General features: G+C 70.5%; 16 protein-coding genes. 8 read left to right on the forward strand and 8 right to left on the reverse strand.

Annotated elements, in window-relative coordinates:
• Positions 1–55: 55 nt before the first annotated feature.
• The 7 genes from AC1QRC_RS03235 (at position 56) to trxA (ending at position 9,795) form a co-directional block, all read left to right on the forward strand.
• Positions 56–538, forward strand: a complete 483-nt coding sequence (locus AC1QRC_RS03235) for an NUDIX hydrolase (protein ID WP_484205399.1) — start codon at positions 56–58, stop codon at positions 536–538.
• Positions 539–554: 16 nt separating this feature from the next.
• Positions 555–3,080, forward strand: a complete 2,526-nt coding sequence (locus AC1QRC_RS03240) for a DUF6049 family protein (protein ID WP_484205400.1) — start codon at positions 555–557, stop codon at positions 3,078–3,080.
• The gene (murJ, locus tag AC1QRC_RS03245) at positions 3,077–6,742 is read left to right on the forward strand and encodes a murein biosynthesis integral membrane protein MurJ (protein WP_484205401.1); all 3,666 of its coding nucleotides are present in this window, start codon (positions 3,077–3,079) and stop codon (positions 6,740–6,742) included. Before AC1QRC_RS03240 ends, murJ begins: the two co-directional genes overlap by 4 nt.
• Positions 6,743–6,755: 13 nt before the next feature.
• On the forward strand, positions 6,756–7,289 hold the full coding sequence (gene sigM, locus AC1QRC_RS03250) for an RNA polymerase sigma factor SigM (protein WP_484206564.1): 534 nt from the start codon (positions 6,756–6,758) through the stop codon (positions 7,287–7,289).
• Positions 7,290–7,419: 130 nt separating this feature from the next.
• Complete coding sequence (locus AC1QRC_RS03255; RefSeq protein ID WP_484205402.1) at positions 7,420–8,268, forward strand: hypothetical protein; 849 nt, start codon at positions 7,420–7,422, stop codon at positions 8,266–8,268.
• A gap of 138 nt (positions 8,269–8,406) precedes the next feature.
• Positions 8,407–9,408, forward strand: a complete 1,002-nt coding sequence (trxB, locus tag AC1QRC_RS03260) for a thioredoxin-disulfide reductase (protein ID WP_484205403.1) — start codon at positions 8,407–8,409, stop codon at positions 9,406–9,408.
• 60 nt (positions 9,409–9,468) lie between these two features.
• Entirely contained in the window at positions 9,469–9,795 is a 327-nt protein-coding gene (trxA, locus tag AC1QRC_RS03265) for a thioredoxin (protein ID WP_484205404.1), read from the forward strand.
• 91 nt (positions 9,796–9,886) lie between these two features.
• Here the strand turns inward: trxA and AC1QRC_RS03270 are convergent, their stop codons facing one another.
• The 8 genes from AC1QRC_RS03270 to rpmH form a co-directional block, all read right to left on the reverse strand.
• The gene (locus tag AC1QRC_RS03270) at positions 9,887–10,978 is read right to left on the reverse strand and encodes a ParB/RepB/Spo0J family partition protein (RefSeq protein WP_484205405.1); all 1,092 of its coding nucleotides are present in this window, start codon (positions 10,976–10,978) and stop codon (positions 9,887–9,889) included.
• Positions 10,975–11,871 carry a ParA family protein gene (locus tag AC1QRC_RS03275; protein ID WP_484206565.1) on the reverse strand — a complete coding sequence of 299 codons (897 nt, stop codon included), beginning with the start codon at positions 11,869–11,871 and terminating at the stop codon, positions 10,975–10,977. The genes AC1QRC_RS03270 and AC1QRC_RS03275 overlap by 4 nt, the downstream gene beginning before the upstream one ends.
• A 235-nt stretch (positions 11,872–12,106) precedes the next feature.
• Complete coding sequence (gene rsmG / locus AC1QRC_RS03280) at positions 12,107–12,850, reverse strand: 16S rRNA (guanine(527)-N(7))-methyltransferase RsmG (protein WP_484205406.1); 744 nt, start codon at positions 12,848–12,850, stop codon at positions 12,107–12,109.
• A 25-nt stretch (positions 12,851–12,875) separates the two neighbouring features.
• Positions 12,876–13,583: a Jag family protein gene (locus tag AC1QRC_RS03285; RefSeq protein ID WP_484205407.1), complete on the reverse strand. Its 708-nt coding sequence runs from the start codon at positions 13,581–13,583 to the stop codon at positions 12,876–12,878.
• Between the two features lie 77 nt (positions 13,584–13,660).
• On the reverse strand, positions 13,661–14,662 hold the full coding sequence (gene yidC, locus AC1QRC_RS03290) for a membrane protein insertase YidC (protein ID WP_484205408.1): 1,002 nt from the start codon (positions 14,660–14,662) through the stop codon (positions 13,661–13,663).
• A gap of 7 nt (positions 14,663–14,669) precedes the next feature.
• On the reverse strand, positions 14,670–14,951 hold the full coding sequence (gene yidD / locus AC1QRC_RS03295; RefSeq protein ID WP_484205409.1) for a membrane protein insertion efficiency factor YidD: 282 nt from the start codon (positions 14,949–14,951) through the stop codon (positions 14,670–14,672).
• Positions 14,951–15,316 (reverse strand): ribonuclease P protein component, encoded by a 366-nt coding sequence (gene rnpA, locus AC1QRC_RS03300; RefSeq protein WP_484205410.1) that lies wholly within the window; start codon positions 15,314–15,316, stop codon positions 14,951–14,953. Before rnpA ends, yidD begins: the two co-directional genes overlap by 1 nt.
• A gap of 50 nt (positions 15,317–15,366) precedes the next feature.
• Positions 15,367–15,504 (reverse strand): 50S ribosomal protein L34, encoded by a 138-nt coding sequence (rpmH, locus tag AC1QRC_RS03305; RefSeq protein WP_141783699.1) that lies wholly within the window; start codon positions 15,502–15,504, stop codon positions 15,367–15,369.
• A 474-nt stretch (positions 15,505–15,978) separates the two neighbouring features.
• Between rpmH and dnaA the strand changes: the two genes are divergently transcribed.
• Complete coding sequence (gene dnaA / locus AC1QRC_RS03310) at positions 15,979–17,457, forward strand: chromosomal replication initiator protein DnaA (protein ID WP_484205411.1); 1,479 nt, start codon at positions 15,979–15,981, stop codon at positions 17,455–17,457.
• Positions 17,458–17,624: the final 167 nt, after the last annotated feature.

Genomic DNA, 17,624 nt, shown 5'->3' on the forward strand with positions numbered 1-17,624 from the left:
CCGATCCGCGCCGACCTCCCAGGACCCCACAGGGCGGCTGGCTACAGTGAGGAAGATGACCACGTCGCACCGGCCCGACCCCTGGCAGCGCAAGCTGCCGGCGGTGCAGGAGACCTCTGCGGGCGGCGTCGTCATCGACGTGCACGAGGGGCGGGCCCGGATCGCGATCATCGCCCGGCGCAACCGGGCCGGGCGGGTCGAGTGGTGTCTGCCCAAGGGCCACGTGGAGCCCGGGGAGACGCTGGAGCAGACCGCAGAACGCGAGGTCGCGGAGGAAACCGGCATCATTGGACGCGTGCTGGTGACCCTGGGGACCGTCGACTACTGGTTCTCCACCCCCGACTGCCGGATCCACAAGATGGTGCACCACTACCTGCTGGAGGCGACCGGTGGCGAGCTGACCGTGGACGGCGACCCCGACCAGGAAGCGATCGACGCCGTGTGGTTCCCGCTGGAGACCGTGCACGAGAAGCTCACGTTCCCCAACGAGCGACGGATCGCCCAGGTGGCCTGGCAGCGCCTGGCCGGGACCGCCTGACCCGCGGACTGACCCCGTGCCCACCCACCCTGCGGCCGGCCTACCGGCCCGATGGCTCCCCGCCGTCGTGACCGTGCTCCTGGGACTGCTCGGCTCGTGGCTGGTGCTGCTGCCCCCGGGGCATGCCGTCGACAGGACGGCCCCCGCCCAGCCGGCCGGCTCCGGATCGGTGGAGGTGGTGCTCGGAGAGGTCGACCCGGCCGTCGCCTCCCCGGACACCCCGATCACCGTCCGTGGCACGATCCGCAACCCGACCACCGGGACGGTGACGGTCGACAGCGTCCGGATCAGCACGGCATACCGGGGCCTGGACACCCCCTCGGCGGTCGCGGCGTGGGCCGACGGCGAGCTCGCCGAATCCCTCGGCACCGGCCTGGTGATCGGTGAGGCCGACCTGGCCCAGTCCCTGGAGCCCGGTGCAGTGGCACCGTTCGAGGTCACGGTGGAGGCCGGCACCGTGGCGGCACCGTTCGACTTCGCGACCCTTCCGCTGCGGATCGAGGCGCTCGGCACGGGCGCGGCCTCCGACGGGCAGGACGGTGCCCAGGGAGCTGCCCAGGGAGAACTGCGCAGCTACCTGCCCTGGGACGGCGCGACGGGGTATGCCTACCGCCCCGTCCAGGTCGCCTGGCTGCTGCCCCTGACACTGCCCCCCTCGACCGACCTCCTGTCCGGCGACGAGGCGACCCGGAGCAGCGCCTGGACCTCCGTCATCGGCCCGGAGTCCGACACCCGCCGCCTGCTCGCCGGGCTCAGCGACAGCGACGTGACGTTCCTGACCGATCCGGCCCTGCTCACGCCCCCGTCGCCCGTCGGCACCCTGGCGACACCGGAGGGCACCGGAGAGGACGAGGAGTCCCCGGAGGATCAGACGGGCGAGGATCCCACCCCCACGCCTGACCCGGACGACGGGTCGGCGACCGGGCCCGGTGGCACGGAGTCCGGTGGCACCGGGTCAGACACGGCCCGACAGACCCAGGATCCCGATCAGGGGGAGACCACCGCCACGCCGCCGCAGGCGACCGCCCCTCCGGAGGAGACGACCTCCGCGCCGGAGGAGACGGAGGAGCCCTCACCTCCGGGAGCGGACCCGCCGACGGGCACCGGGCCCGAGGAGCACGCCTCCGCCCTGCGGCAGGAGCTGGGCACCGTCGGCGAGGACCGGCTGTGGTGGCTCCCGCGGGCCGACACGGACGTGGCCGCGCTGCTGGACCTGGGCCTGGACCCGCAGCAGGTCGCCGACCTCACCGACGCCCCGGCACCGGAGGACTCCCCGCCGTTGGACGCCGGGCGCCGGGACGTGGCCTGGCCGGCCGGGGACATCACCGAGGGGCTGCTCGCCGGCTTCAGCGCCGTGTGGCAGGCGTGGTCGGGCCCGGATGCTGCCCCACCACTGGGCGCCCTGATCGTCCCGGACGCCTCGATCGGCACCGACACCGCCCTGCGCTCCGGGGCGGTGCGGGTGCACACCGGTGGGGTCACGCTGATCGGCTACGACGAGGAGCTCAGCGGCCTGGTCACCCAGGCGGGGCTGCCCGACTCCTCGGGGGCCGTCACCCAGCGCCTGATCGCCGAGTTGCTGGCGCTCTATCAGGAGCAGCCGGCCGAGGATCGCAGCCTCGTGCTGGCGCTGCCCCGCGAGCACGCCGTCCCGGCCGACGTGCTCACCGGGGTCCATGAGGCGACCGCGGACCTACCCTGGGCACAGTCCGTCCCGCTCCAGGACCTGATGGACGACGCGTCCCAGGAGCAGGACCCCGTCTCGTTGCTCCCCACCGACGCGCCCGAGGCCGAGGCACCCGGGGCCGACCCAGCAGAGACCGACCCGCAGACCGAGCAATCGGCATACCCCCTCACTCCCGACAGCCCGCTCACGCCGCAGCGGATCGAGCTGGTCGAGGAGACCCGGGCCCGGCTGGCAGGGGTGGGCCAGGTGGTGCCGGACGGCGCAGCAGGGGCAGGCAGCTGGAGCCAGGTGCTGGACCAGCTGTACTCCGTGCGGTGGCGCTACCTGGAGTCCGCGTGGACCAGGCCGCTGGACCGGGCCGACGCCGTGGCGGACGAGATCGTCGGCGGCATCCACGTCAACCCGACGACCATCAACTTCCTGGCCGACGAGGGCCTGATCCAGATCACGGTCGTCAACGACCTGCCTGTGACGGTGAGCAACCTGACGATGACCCTGACCCCCCGCACCCCACGGCTGCGGATCGTGGAGCAGCCGGAGCCCATCGAGATCGGGCCCTCCAGCCGCGCCACCGTGCAGTTCCGGGCGCGTTCCCTGGCCGCGGGTCAGGTCGAGGTGGAGACGGCGCTGACCACCCCGGACGGCACCCCGCTGGCGGAGCAGCAGCTCATGCAGGTCAATGTGCGCCCCACCGGCGTCTGGATCTATTGGGTTCTGGGCGGCATAGCAGGGATCATTCTGGTGCTCGGCCTCTGGCGGGCGCTGCGTCCGCAGCCCGCGGGGGCCGGGCCTGCGTCCGCCCTCCCCCGGGCGGACGCGGACGACCCCGACGACGGCACGATGGAGCAGGTGTGAGCGATCAGCCGGTGACCCCCACCCCCGGCCCGGCCCCCGGCGACGGCACTCAGCGGCCCGCGGGGCACAGCTCGGCATCCCTGGCCCGGTCCAGCGCGCTGATGGCGTCCGGCACGCTGGTCTCCCGCATCCTCGGGCTGGTCCGGGTGGCGCTGCTGGCCGGCGCGATCGGGCTCCTCGGCCCCTCCGGGGACGCCTGGCAGACCGCCAACACCCTGCCCAACACCATCTACATCCTGCTGGCCGGCGGCGTCCTCAACGTGGTGCTCGTCCCCCAACTCACCAGGGCCGCGCAGCTCGGCGAGAAGGGTCAGGACCTCACCGACCGGTTGATCACGCTGATGCTGTTGGCGCTGGTCACGATCACCGTGGTGTTCACCGCCGGGGCCTACTTCCTCACCAAGTTCTACGCCTGGTCCTGGAGCGGGGACCAACTCGCCCTGGCGGTCGCCTTCGCCTACCTCTGCCTGCCCCAGGTGCTGTTCTACGGCATCTACACCCTGCTCGGGCAGATCCTGAACTCCCAGGAGAAGTTCGGCTGGTACATGTGGGCGCCGGTCGTCAACAACATCGTCGCGATCGCCGGGCTGCTGGCCTTCACCGTGCTCTATCCGGAGGCCCGGGAGCTGGCGCCCGGGGACTGGACAGCCTCGATGATCTGGTGGCTCGGCGGCACCGCCACCCTGGGCGTGGTCTGTCAGGCGGCCGTGCTGATCCCGCCGGTGCGGTCCAGCGGGTTCCGCTACCGGCCCCGCTGGGGATTCCGGGGGGTCGGGCTCGGCGCCGCGTCGCGGATGGCCCTGTGGACCCTGGCCATCATCGGGATCTCCCAGATCGGCATGTGGCTCACCACCAACGTGCTGAACTGGACCAGCGGCCGGGCCGACGACGTGGCCGGCAAGATCATCTACGAGAACGCCTTCCTGTTCTTCATGCTGCCGCACTCGCTGATCACCACGTCCCTGATCACCGCGATGTTCACCCAGATGTCCCGCTCCGCCGCGGTCGACGACGTCCCCGCCCTGCGGGTGCAGTACGCCCACGGGCTGCGGCTCCTGGGCGCGGTGATCATCCCCCTCGCGGTCTCGATGTTCATCCTCGCCCCGGCGATGACCGCGGTGCTCCTCTTCCGCAACGAGCCGGCGGAGACCCTCGCCACGGCATACGTGACCATGGCCCTCCTCGTCGGGCTCGTGCCGTATGCCGTGTACATCCTGTCCGCGCGGATCTTCCACGCCTACCAGGACGGCCGCACCCCGTTCCGGATGCAGGTGGCCATCACCTCCGTCGCCGTGACCGGCACCCTGATCGCGTTCACCGTGCCGCCCGCCTGGGCCGCGGTCACCATCGGTCTGGCGCAGGGTCTGGGCCAGGGGGTGGCCGCGGTCCTCGGCGTGCGGTGGGTGCGGCGGCGACTGGGCACCGCCCCGCTGGGCCGGGTGCGGGTCACGTTCGTGGCCGCGGCGCTCGCCTCGGCCGGGGCCGCACTGCCCACGCTGCTGGTGATCTGGGCCGGGCGGTCCCTGCTGGAGGGATACCTCGCCAGCGTGGTCGTGCTCGGCGTCGGCGGGGTCCTCTTCTTCACGGTGTATGCCGTGCTGGCCCACCGTCTGGGGATCACCGAACTCGCCGAGGCGGCCCAGCCGCTACTGCGCCGTCTGGGACGTCGTCGGGCAGCTCCCGCCGCGCCGGACACGCCGGAGGGCCCGTCGGGACTAGTCTTAGGCGAGCACCCGTCCCCCACAGGGCCAGAACCGCAGGTCGCTGAGGGCCCCGTGGAGGGACCGGACGCCGACCCGGCGCCCGGTGCGCAGGTCCCGGTCGTTCCCGCCGGGGGCCCGGAGCAGAGGAAGGAGCACGGCTTGCGGGGGATCGAGTCCGGCACCGCCCTGGGCGGGCGCTACGTCCTCGAGGAGCTTCTCGCCAGCCGTGGCGACTCCCTCGACTACTGGTCCGCGCACGACAGCACCCTGGAGCGCCTCGTCGCCGTCACCGTGCTGCCCGCCGACGGGCAACACGAGCAGATGGCCCACGCCGTCCTCGACGGCGCCCGCCGCACCGCGGGGGTCGATGACCCCCGCCTGGTCCGGGTGCTCGACGTGGGCCTGGAAGACGGTCTGTGCTGGATCGTCGAGGAGGGCCTGGCCGAGTCCGAGTCCCTCGCGTCGCTGGTGTCCGAGCGACCCCTGCCCGCGGAGGAGGCCCGCCGACTCGTCGGCGAGGTCGCCAGCGGCATGGAGGCCGCGCGCCGCCGCGGGCTGCACCACCTCTACCTGTCCCCGCACGCCGTGCTGCGCACCCGCGAGGGCGTGGTGAAGGTCTCCGGAGTCGCGGTCGCGGCCGCCCTGGAGCAGACCGAGGAGATCCCGGCCGTCGAGGCGTCGTTGATCGACACGGGCGACCTGGTGGCCCTGCTCTACACGGGCCTGACCGGGCGGTGGCCCGGCGAGGAGATGGAGGGACTGCGCAGCGCCCACCGGTTGGAGGACGGCTCCCTGCCCGCCCCCTCAGAGGTCGTGGCCGGGGTCCCCGGGGACCTGGATGCCCTGTGCCGCACCATGCTGGGCGCCTCCTACGACCCCCGCGAAGGGCCCCAGACCCCCGGCGACCTGGCCCGCCAGCTCGCCCCGTGGTCTCCGGACCCCGTCACCGGTGGCAGCCCCACCGGGCCGGACGCCCCGCTCACCGGGTCGGGTCAGGATGCCGCGCGCGTCGGGGCCGCCGGCGCGACCGCCGCAGCCTCGGCCGTGAACCCCGGCTCCGGAGCCTCCGCCGACGACACGCCTGCCGGTGGCACACCTGCGGGCGACCCCGCCTACTTCCGCCCCCGCGGTGGCCACCCCGAGGAGGAGTCCGTCGGTGCGCCTGCGGGCGAGGCCAGGGCCACCGCCGCCGCGTCACGGGGAGAGCCCGTCGGCGAGGACTACGACGACTACGAGGACTATGACGACTTCGGCGCGGCCTCCGGCCCGGACCGGACGCTGCCTCCCGGCGTGCGGTCCGAGGGACCGGGCGGTGGCCAGACCGGCCTGGTGCTGTTGATCCTGCTGGCCGTGGTGGTCGTCGCGGTGGCCCTGGCCTTCGGCGCCTTCCGGGGACTGTTCAACGGCGGCGGCGACGAGCCCGCCCGCCAGGTGCCCACCGACGTGGCCACCCAGAGCCCAACCGGTGACGAGGAGGAGGCCACCGGGGAGCCTGAGGACGAGGAGGAGTCCGAGGAGGAAGAGGTCAACGACGAGCCCTACGAGGCGGTCGGCGCCAGCGGCTTCGACCACTTCGGCGGCGACGAGAAGTCCGACCTGGCCCCCGAGGCCGTCGACGGCGACCCCGAGACGTTCTGGCGCTCCTACTACTACACCGCCGCCAACTGGGGCAATCTCAAGGACGGCGTCGGCCTGGCCATCGACTTCGGCGAGGAGATCGACGTCAGCCAGGTCACCATCGAGTTCCCCGAGGGCGACTACGGGGCCGAGGTCTTCGTGAACGACGAGCCCACCGACGAGGGCGGCACCAGCCTGGGCTCGGACGAGAGCGCCTCCGGCACCTGGGAGCTCACCGCGGACGAGCCCGTGAGCGGGCAGTATGTCGTGGTGTGGTTCGACCGGGCCTGGAACGGTCCCCGCGGTGAGGTGGCGCAGGTCGCCGAGGTGACGGTGCAGTGAGGCGCCCGTGACGATGGCCCCCGACATCGCGCAGACGCCGGACGCCGACCTGCTGCGGCTGCACCAGGACGGTGACCCCGACGCCTTCGGCGAGCTGTTCCGCCGGCACAAGGACCGGATGTGGGCGGTGGCGCTGCGGACGACCCGCGACCCGGAGTTGGCCGCGGACGCCGTGCAGGACGGCTTCCTCAACGCCTTCCGGCGTGCCGACTCCTTCCGCGGCGACTCGGCCGTGACCACCTGGCTGCACCGGATCGTGGTCAACGCCTGCCTGGACCGGCTGCGCCGGATCAAGCCCACGGTGGAGCTCGGCGACACCGACGTCGTGGAGCCCCGCGACCACCACGCCAGCGTCGACGTCCGCCTGGATGTGCGCGAGGCCCTGGAGAAGCTGCCCGAGGGGCAGCGGATGTCCCTGGTGCTGGTCGACATGCACGGGCTGAGCGTGGCCGAGGCCGCCGAGATCCTCGATGTCGCCGAGGGCACCATCAAGTCGCGCTGCGCGCGGGGCCGCGCCGCGATGGCCGAGTTGTTGGGGTTGCCGTGAGCACGCCGACTCGCCTCCGGATGTGGGCTGCGACACGGGGGGAACCCCTCGCGGCGACCAGACGTCATAACCCTGTAGGGCGCCTTGCACCCTGCAGCCCACCTGACGCAATCCTTGGACGGAGGACGCGGTGAACACCGCAGACCACGACGACGACCCCACGGTCGAGAACGACCCGACCGGTGTCCGGGCTCTGCTGTCGTCCCTGCCGGATCCCGGGCCCATGCCGGACGCCGTGTTCGACCGGATCAACGCCAGCCTGCAACAGGAGCAGGAGCGCCGCCAGCAGCAGGCTGCGTTCGGGCACGACCCGTCTCCCGGCGTGATCTCGCTGGCCGCGGAGCGGCACCGGCGTCGGCCGATGCGCACCCTGACCTACCTCGGAGCCGCCGCCGGTCTGGCGGTGGCCGCCACCGTCGTCTCGACCCAACTGTTCGGCCCCGGCTCGGGCAACAGCGCCGACGTCTCCGCACAGGTCGGCAGCAAGCAGGCCGAGCAGGACGCTCCTGCGGCCGCCGACTCGGACGCCGCCGACGATGCCGCGGGCGCCGACGCGGGTGGCTTCGAGGAGGCCGAGGAGGGCGCCGCTGCGGAGACTGGAGACGACGGGTCCACGGCTGACGAAGACTTCGGCTCGTCCGCCATGGGTCTCACTCTGCTGGAATCCCCGGAGGAGGCCACCTTGGCCTCGTCCGACTTCCCCGGCGAGGTGGCCCAGTGGCATGACGAGCACGCGACGTCCGTGACCTCGCAGAGTGCCGCGGATGCCGAGGGACGTGGCCTGGCCTCCTGCGCCGACCTCCTGGGCAGCCAATTGCCCCAGGGCGCCGAGGTGCTGCTCGTCCCGGCCACGCTGGACGGTGAGCCCGCCGTGCTGGCGCTGCAGACCGAGCCCACCCCCAGGACCGCCTGGGCCCTGGACCCGGCGTGCGCCGACGGCGCCGGGGAGATCCTGCAGGGCCCGTCGATCCTTCCCTGAGGCGCTCCCCCGGGGGAACAAGGTCGGGCCCGGACCTGTTGTTCGGACGACAAGTAGGATCTGTCCGGAACACCGAGCGCACACCCCGCCCCCCGCGGGCCCGTGCCGACCGTCGAGACCAAGCTGGAGTTGACCCGCGTGAGCACAGAGCCCGTGCAGCACCCCTCGGAGACCGTGCACGACGTCATCGTGGTGGGATCCGGGCCGGCCGGCTACACCGCAGCGATCTACACCGCCCGTGCCAACCTGGCACCCTTGGTGTTCGAGGGCTCCGTCACGGCCGGCGGCGCGCTGATGAACACCACGGACGTGGAGAACTTCCCCGGGTTCGAGGACGGCATCATGGGGCCCGAGTTGATGTTCGCGATGCGGGGCCAGGCCGAACGGTTCGGTGCCACCCTTGAGCGGGAGGACATCACCGAGCTGGACCTGACCGGTGAGATCAAGCTGGTCACGGATGCGAGCGGCACCGTCCACCGCGCCCGGACCGTCATCCTGGCCATGGGATCGGCCTACCGCGAGCTCGGCCTGCCCGACGAGCAGCGGCTCTCCGGCCACGGCGTCTCCTGGTGCGCCACGTGCGACGGCGCCTTCTTCCGCGACCAGGACATCCTGGTCGTCGGCGGTGGTGACTCCGCCATGGAAGAGGCCACCTTCCTGACCCGCTTCGCCCGGTCCGTGACCATCGTGCACCGCCGGGACAGCCTGCGCGCCAGCAAGATCATGGCCGAGCGCGCCGAGGCCGACCCGAAGATCAGCTTCGCCTGGAACAGCGAGGTGGCCCAGTTGCACGGGGACCCCAAGCTCACCGGCGTCACGCTGCGCGACACCCAGACCGGTGACACGCGGGAGGTTCCCGCCACGGGCCTCTTCGTCGCCATCGGCCACGACCCCCGCAGCGCACTGGTGCACGGCCAGGTGGAGACCGACGCCGAGGGCTACGTCCTGGTGCGGGGCCGCGGGACCGCCACCAACCTGCCCGGGGTGTTCGCCTGCGGTGACCTGGTCGACCACACCTATCGCCAGGCGATCACGGCTGCGGGCACCGGATGCTCGGCGGCGCTCGACGCCGAACGCTACCTCGCCGCGATCGACGCCGACCAACCGCTCGTGGCCGAGCCGGCCGCGGCCACTGTCTAACTGAATCTCAGTCTGTCCCAACGATTTACCTGCACGCACACCCTACGGGAAGGATCCCCCATGGCTACCAAGGCGACCACCGACGCGGACTTCCAGTCCGACGTCCTCGACAGCGACAAGCCCGTCCTCGTGGACTTCTGGGCCCCCTGGTGCGGGCCCTGCAAGATGGTCGCGCCGATCCTGGAGGAGATCTCCGAGGAGCACGGTGAGAAGTTGCAGATCGTCAAGCTGAACACCGATGAGAACCCGCAGGTGACCGCGCGCTACGGCATCACGGGGATCCCGACGATGAACGTCTACCAGGGCGGCGAGGTGGTCAAGTCGATCACCGGTGCCCTGCCCAAGCAGAAACTGATCCGCGAGCTGGACCAGTTCCTGGGAGCCTGATCCACAGGTTATCCACAGCTGCTGAGCGCGGCCCGTGCTCGTTGTCCACAACGAGCACGGGCCGTTCGCTGTCGTGAGGTCGTCCGCTGGCTCAGCCTGATTGGCTGCCCAGCAGGTCCAGGATCCGGTCCAGGTCCTCCATCGACGCGAACTCGACGGTGACCTTGCCCTTGCGCCGACCCATCGCGATCGACACCCGGGTGTCCAGCCGGTCGGCCAATCGGGCCGCGGCATCCTCCAACTCCGGACGGGGCTCACTGGTGCTGCGGGCCTGGCGCCGGGCGGGAGCCTGCTGCTCACCGAGCAACACGACCTCCTCGACCGAGCGCACCGACAGCCCCTCGGCGACGATGCGTTGGGCAAGCCGCTCCATCGCGGCGCCATCGGGCAGACCCAGCAGGGCCCTGGCATGTCCGGCACTGAGGACCCCCGAGGCGACTCGGCGCTGCACCAGCGGCGGGAGCTTGAGCAGCCGGATGGTGTTGCTGATCTGTGGGCGTGACCTGCCGATCCGGCCCGCGAGCTCCTCCTGGGTGCACCCGAAGTCCTGCAGTAGTTGCTGGTAGGCCGCGGCCTCTTCCAGCGGGTTCAGTTGGCTGCGGTGCAGGTTCTCCAACAGCGCGTCGCGCAGCAGCACGTCATCGCCGGTGTCTCGCACGATGGCGGGGATCGTGGCCACACCCGCCTGCCGGCTCGCCCGGAGTCGGCGCTCACCCATCACCAGCTCATAGCGCTCACCGCCGTCCTCGGCGCCAACCCTGCGGACCACCACCGGCTGGAGGACACCGATCTCGCGGATGCTCTGCTCCAGCTCTGCCAGTTCGTCCTCGTCGAATACCTGCCGCGGCTGGCGCGGGTTGGCGTCCACCAGGTCGACGGGGATCTCGCGGAACTCGGCACCCGGCACGGGAGCCAGGACCTCCTCGCCCGCGGCGGTGTCATCCTTCTCCGCCGCCGCATCAGTGCCATCCTCCTCGACAGCGACGTCTTCGACGATTCGTTCTGCGACAACAGGATCGGCGGTGGTGACAGCTCCCGGATGCGCTTCCGCGTCAGCCGCCGGATGTGGATCCGCCGTGGAGTTCTCACGGGGGAAGAACACGTCACTGGGGCGGGTGCCGGTGGGCGCCGGGGGGATCAGTGCCCCGAGGCCGCGTCCCAACCCACGTCGTCGCTCGCTCATGCCCGGTTCCTCTCCTCGCCGGCGTCAGCCATCTCGGCCGCCGCCTCCTGATAGCACAGTGCCCCGCTGCTCGCGGGATCGTAGGTGATCACGGTTTCACCGTGACTGGGTGCCTCGCTGATCCGCACCGACCGCGGGATCGTGGTGGAGAGCACCTCGTCGGGGAAGTGTTCGCGCACCTCGTCGGCCACCTGAGCCGACAACTTGGTCCGCGCGTCATACATCGTGAGCAGGATGCTGCTCACCCGCAGATCCGGATTCAGGTGGTCCCGGATCATCCCGATGTTGGTGAGGAGCTGACTGAGCCCCTCCAGGGCGTAGTACTCGCACTGGATCGGAATCAGGACCTCGTCCGCGGCGACGAAGGAGTTGACGGTCAGCAGGCCCAGGCTCGGCGGACAATCGATGAACACATAGTCGATGCGGTCCTCCCCGGAATGTGTCTCCAGATAGGCGTGCAACGCTTTGCGCAGTCTCGCCTCACGCGCCACGAGGGGCACCAGCTCGATCTCCGCGCCGGCCAGATCGATCGTGGCCGGGGCACAACTCACCTGCGGCACACTCGGACTGGTCGCCACCACATCAGCCAGGGACACGCCGTCGATGAGCACGTCATACACCCCTGTCGTGCCGGCCTGGTGCGGGATGCCGAGCGCGGTGCTCGCGTTGCCCTGGGGATCCATATCCACCACCAGGACCCGCATCCCCGCCTGTCCCAGCGCGGCCGCGAGGTTCACGGCCGAGGTCGTCTTGCCCACGCCGCCCTTCTGGTTGGCCACGGTGAACACGCGGGTCTTCGAGGGTCGGGGCAGGGTGCGGGAGGACAGCGCCCTGCGGCGGCGTCCCTCGTCTGCCAGGGCGCGGGCCAGGGGAGGCACCGGTACAGGAGGCAGTCCCTCTGTCGGTGTTTCACGGGAAACATCGGCGGCTGGTGCTGGCTCGCTCGATGTTTCACGGGAAACACCCGTGGTGGGGAGCCCAGCGTCCGAACCGGGCCAGCCGATCGGCGTGGAGTCGGGTGCCGACGTCTCGGGCCAGCCGAGACCAGGATGGACCCGACGCACCGCGGTGGGCTCGGTATCGGGCGGGGCAACGTGGGGGGAGGTGGTCACTGTCATCGCCCCCCTATCATCGCCTATTCGGCCCCTGCTTCCGACGTCCGCCACGGCCTTTGCTGCGACGTCTCGAAGTGCGCGCTGGCCCGGGCTGTGGGAGTGCGGCACCAACCGTGAGCTCGACCAGCCGCGTCGGCGTCTCCAGCAGTTCCTCGCCGAGCAGGATCACCCGAGACTCCTGCACGCCGAGGTCGCGGAGCACAGCCGTGTCCTCCGACAGTTCCCGCTCGGCCGTCTCACCCTTCATCGCCAGGACCCTGCCATGGGGCTCCAGCAGCGGCAGCGACCAACTGGCCAGCTCGCCCAGCCGGGCCACTGCCCGTGCCGTCACGACCGGGGCACGCAGGCGTCCCCAGAGGGACTGTGCACGCTCCCGGTGCACGACCACGTTGGACAGACCCAGTTCCCGGACCGTGTCCTCCAGCCAGGTGGTCCTGCGCAGGAGGGGCTCGACCAGGCTGACCTCAAGGTCGGGGCGGGCGATCGCCAGGACCATCCCCGGCAGTCCCGCCCCCGACCCGACATCGATGAGGCGGGTGCGGTAGGGCAGCACCGACTCGACAACACCGCAATTCAGCAGATGCCGGTCCCAGAGTCGGGGCGTCTCACGGGGCCCTATGAGTCCGTGCGTGACGCCGGAGTCCGCCAGCCGTTCGGCATACCGGATCGCCAGCGGCAGATGCTCCCCGAAGACCTCTTTGGCCCTCGGTGGGGGTTGTGGTGCCCCCGCGGCCGGCGTCTCGTCGTCCTGTTTCACGTGGAACAGCTGCTGCGCAGCGGGCTCAGCGTGATGGGAGCACGACCACGTAGCGGTGCGGCTCCTCACCCTCGGACTCCGAGGTGAGCCCCGCCGCGAGCACCTCGTCATGCACGACCTTGCGCTCGAAAGCGGTCATCGGCTCAAGCTCTTCCCGCTCACCGTTCTCCTTGACGCGGGCCGCGACCTCCTTCGCCTGCGCGACCAGGGCCGCGCGGCGGCCGGCACGGTGCCCAGCCACATCGAGCATCAGGCGGCTGCGCTCGCCCGTCTCGGCCTGCACGGCCAGGCGGGTGAGCTCCTGCAGCGCCTCCAGCACCTGGGCCTCCCGACCGACCAGCCGCTGCGGCGCCGCCCCGTCCTCGGAGTCGACGATCGCGACCGCGGCACGGTCACCCTCCACGTCGACCTCCAGGTCTCCGTCAAGGTCAGCGATGTCCAACAGCGTCTCGAGGAAGTCCGCCGCGATCTCGCCCTCGCGCTCCAGCTCGGCAACCTTGCGGCTGCCGATGCGACGGGGCGCGGCACCGGCAGCGGCGGTGGAGTCGTCCGCCGGCGAGGCCTGCTCCGCGGTGGTCTGCTCGGATGCGTCCTCGGCGACCGGCTCCTCCGGTGCCGTGGTCTCGGTCTCCGGTGTCGTGGCCTCGGCCCCCGGTGCCGTCGTTTCGGGCGTCTCGGTGTCGGTGGCGGGCGCAGCCGTGTCGTTCGGCGTGGTCTCGGCGGGTGTGCTCATGGGGTACTCCTGAACTGTGGAGCGGTCGTCGACCGCAGGGGCAGGGGATATCGAACTTATGTTCGGAGAAGTGTGGACTAGCGGCCCTTGGGCCGATTGCTTCCCTTGCGTTTGGCACGCTTCTTGCTCACGGGCTGCACGCGTTGACCGCCGGTGCGTGTCGGCGTCGCGGTGCCTCCCGCGGCACCCTCGGCGCTCTCGTCGTCGGCCGTGGAGACCTGGAGCTTGTCGACCGGCTTGCCCTTGGCCAAGCGCCGGGCCTCGCGGGCCTTCTCGGCCGGGGAGCCGGGGGCCGGCATGGCCCGGATGACGTAGAACTGCTGCCCCATGCTCCACAGGTTCGTGGTGGTCCAGTAGATGAGGACGCCGATCGGGAAGTTCACGCCGGTCACGGCGAAGATGATCGGCAGGGCGTAGAGCAGCATCTTCTGCTGGCGCGCCATGGGATTGTCCAGGGCAGCGGCCGGCATGTTCTTGCGCATCAACTGGTGCTGCGTGGTGAACGTGGTGAGCGACATCGCCACGATCAGGACGAGGGCCAGGATCTTGGCCGGGCCGTCGTTGCTGTGCAGGAAGCTCGAGGTCAGCGAGGCGCCGAAGATGTCGGACGCCGCCATCTTCTGGGCCAGTTCCTGGGACCAGAAGCCCTGCGGGTCATGGGTGCCGTTGGCCACACCGGGGACCGTGTTGAGGATCCGGAAGAGCGCGAAGAAGAACGGCATCTGCATCAGGATCGGCAGACAGGAGGAGAACGGGTTGGTCCCGTGCTTCTTGTACAGCGCGAAGCTCTCCTCGGTCATCGCCTTGCGCGACGCCTCGTCCTTCTTGCCCTTGTACTTCTTCTGGATCTTCATCAGCTCCGGCTGCAGGAGCTGCATCCGGCGCTGCGACCGGATCTGCTTGACGAACAGCGGCATCAACAGGATCCGGAGCACGATGACCAGGCCGACGATCGACAGTGTCCAGGTCCACCCGCTGGTGTCCGACATCCCAATCGAGGTCAACAGCCATTCGACGCCGACCATGATGGCGGAGTTGAACCAGTAGAACGGTGTCAACAGTGTGTCTAGGAAACCCATGAGGTCCTCAGTCTTGCGGCGAGCCGTGGCTCACCTGGTGGTCATGCGTGCGTCGCGGCGGGACATGGTCCACACCGCCTGCGCTCCAGGGGTGGCAGCGGGCCAGCCGGCGGGCGGCCAACCAGACACCCCTCAGCGGCCCGTGCTCCCGCAGTGCCTCGATGGCGTATGCGGAGCACGAAGGGTAGTAGCGGCACGTCGGGCCGAGCAGCGGCGAGATGAGCAGCTGGTAGGCGCGCACCAGCCAGACCAGCGGTGCTGCCAGGACCGAACCGACCGTGCCCGCCATCAGCGCAGCGCCCGGGAGAGTGCGTCGTCGACGGCCGAGGCCAGTATCGCACTCGATGCGCCTGCCGCGGCCGGATTGGCCCGCACCACCAGGTCGGTCCCCGCCGGAATCTGACCGATCCGGTCCGCCACGATGTGCCGGAGTTGCCGGGTGACCCGGTGTCGCACCACGGAGTTGCCGACGGCCTTGGACACCACGAAGCCCACCCTGGCCGGCGTGGGGCTGGGGTGGGCTCGGTCTGCCCGATGCACGATGAGCCACGGCGTGCCACTCCTGCGGGAACGCGTCACAGCCCGCGAGGCACCGCCGCGGAACACGGCGGTGAAGTCCTCCGGTCTGGTCAACCGGTGACGCCGGGGCAGCATCGGGACCGCAGGCTGGGTGAGTAGCACGACCGGGCCGGGAGCCGGGCCGGTCAGGCGGACAGGCTGGAGCGGCCCTTGCGGCGACGGTTGGCCAGGATGGACCGGCCGGCGCGGGTGCGCATACGCAGGCGGAAGCCGTGCACGCGGGCGCGACGACGGTTGTTGGGCTGGAACGTACGCTTGCTCACTGGGTACTCCGTTACCGCAGTCCCCCACACGATCTCCGTGCCGGAAACTGTCTCTGGCTGTCTGGGTCTGGTTCGGTGCCGTCCTCGGCCGCAATCGAAAGCCCACGGACGTGCTCATGGGCAGGCGAAAACGGCCGAAAATCGGCCTGCCCAACGGTACGCGAGGCCCGCACACCGGGTCAAACCGCAGCCCACCCATCGCCATCGGCGCCAAAACGGTCTACTCTGAGCCCTCCGAACCGACGACGCGCGACGACACGCCGGGGAGGGCGCGATCCGGGTCACCGGTCTGCCGCCCGCACTTGCCCCGGAGGTGTCGACCTTGTTAGCGTCGCTGGCTCGGGAGTCTTTGTCCACCGGTTTGTACACAGCCTGTGGATAACCTTGTGGACACGGCCGTAGTGGGTCGTTGCATCCGTCGTCCACCGGGGGACACACACCGCACAACTTGTAGAGACAGGACGAACCACACCGATGACGCAGCCCGAGGTCGACTACGACCAAGTGTGGCAACGGACCGTCGGTGACCTGCACGAGAGCGGTATCGCACCCCGGGAACGCGCCTACCTGCGCATGACGAGACTGGTCGGTCTGCTCGACTCGACCGCGCTGCTGGCGGTCCCCTACGACCACACCAAGGATGCCCTTGAGGCCGGGCTGCGGACCCAGGTCGAGGACGCCCTCTCCACGCACCTGTCCGTCCGGGTCAGGCTCGCCATCACCGTCGATGAGGACCTGCGCGGTCAGATCGAGGGGGAAGGCACCCAGATCGCCGACGATGCCTCCGCCCCGGCCGCCGAACACCGAGAGCAGGGCGGTGCGGCATCGGAAACAACCGCCGGGACAGGAGAATCCACCGCTCCGCGCGCGACTCCGTCCCCCGAGGCAGTCCAGGTCTCCTCGACCGACGTCGACTCCAGGCTCAACCCGAAGTACACCTTCGACACCTTCGTCTCCGGCTCGTCCAACCGCTTCGCACACGCCGCATCACTGGCGGTCGCTGAGGCACCCGCCCGGGCCTACAACCCGCTGTTCATCTATGGCGAGTCAGGCCTGGGCAAGACCCACCTGTTGCACGCCATCGGTCATTACGCCCGCAACCTCTACCCGGGGGTGCGGGTTCGCTACGTGAATTCCGAGGAGTTCACCAACGACTTCATCAACAGCATCCGTGACGACAAGGCCGGCGCGTTCCAGCGGCGCTACCGCAACGTGGACTTCCTCCTGATCGACGACATCCAGTTCCTGCAGGGCAAGGAGCAGACGGTCGAGGAGTTCTTCCACACCTTCAACACCCTGCACAACAGCGAGAAGCAGGTCGTGATCACCTCCGACCAGCCTCCGAAGAAGCTCTCCGGCTTCGCCGAGCGGATGCGCAGCCGGTTCGAGTGGGGGCTGTTGACCGACGTGCAGCCTCCGGACCTGGAGACCCGGATCGCGATCCTGATGAAGAAGGCCACCCAGGAGGGGATGACCATCCCCGCCGACGTCGCCGAGCTCATCGCCAGCAAGATCACCACCAACATCCGTGAGCTGGAGGGCGCCCTGATCCGGGTGACCGCCTTCGCCTCGCTGTCCGGGATGCCGCTCACCGTCGAACTGGCGGCGCACGTCCTCAAGGACATCATCCCGGCCGGCGACTCCGGGCAGATCACGGTGAGCACGATCATCGACGAGGTCTCCGGCTACTTCCACATCGCGGTCGACGATCTCTGCGGCACCTCCCGGTCCCGCACCCTGGTGAACGCCCGACAGATCGCGATGTACCTGTGCCGTGAGCTGACCGACCTGTCGCTGCCCAAGATCGGCCAGGAGTTCGGCGGCCGCGACCACACCACGGTGATGCACGCCGAGCGCAAGATCCGGCAGCTGATGGGCGAGCGCCGCGCGCTCTACGACCAGATCACCGAGTTGACCGGCATGATCCGCAAGTCGGCCGCGCGCCGGGCCTGAGTCCACCGCCCTGTCCTCTGCGCCGCTGTGGACAGGGCTCGAGTATCACGGATTGCGCTGCCGACGAGCCGATCCCGGGACCTCCCGCATTCCCACAGCCTGTGGATAACCCTGTGGGTACATCACCTCCTGTTCACCTAGCACCCCCTCCTCGGGACCCGACCCCC

This window comes from Ornithinicoccus sp., assembly GCF_057176825.1.

What these genes read in the sequence shown, in the direction of transcription:
- AC1QRC_RS03235 (WP_484205399.1), top strand. Translation starts at nt 56, where the DNA reads ATGACCACGTCGCACCGGCCCGACCCCTGGCAGCGCAAGCTGCCGGCG.
- sigM (WP_484206564.1), top strand. Translation starts at nt 6,756, where the DNA reads ATGGCCCCCGACATCGCGCAGACGCCGGACGCCGACCTGCTGCGGCTG.
- trxA (WP_484205404.1), top strand. Translation starts at nt 9,469, where the DNA reads ATGGCTACCAAGGCGACCACCGACGCGGACTTCCAGTCCGACGTCCTC.
- AC1QRC_RS03270 (WP_484205405.1), bottom strand. Translation starts at nt 10,978, where the DNA reads ATGAGCGAGCGACGACGTGGGTTGGGACGCGGCCTCGGGGCACTGATC.
- AC1QRC_RS03285 (WP_484205407.1), bottom strand. Translation starts at nt 13,583, where the DNA reads ATGAGCACACCCGCCGAGACCACGCCGAACGACACGGCTGCGCCCGCC.
- yidC (WP_484205408.1), bottom strand. Translation starts at nt 14,662, where the DNA reads ATGGGTTTCCTAGACACACTGTTGACACCGTTCTACTGGTTCAACTCC.
- yidD (WP_484205409.1), bottom strand. Translation starts at nt 14,951, where the DNA reads ATGGCGGGCACGGTCGGTTCGGTCCTGGCAGCACCGCTGGTCTGGCTG.
- rnpA (WP_484205410.1), bottom strand. Translation starts at nt 15,316, where the DNA reads ATGCTGCCCCGGCGTCACCGGTTGACCAGACCGGAGGACTTCACCGCC.
- dnaA (WP_484205411.1), top strand. Translation starts at nt 15,979, where the DNA reads ATGACGCAGCCCGAGGTCGACTACGACCAAGTGTGGCAACGGACCGTC.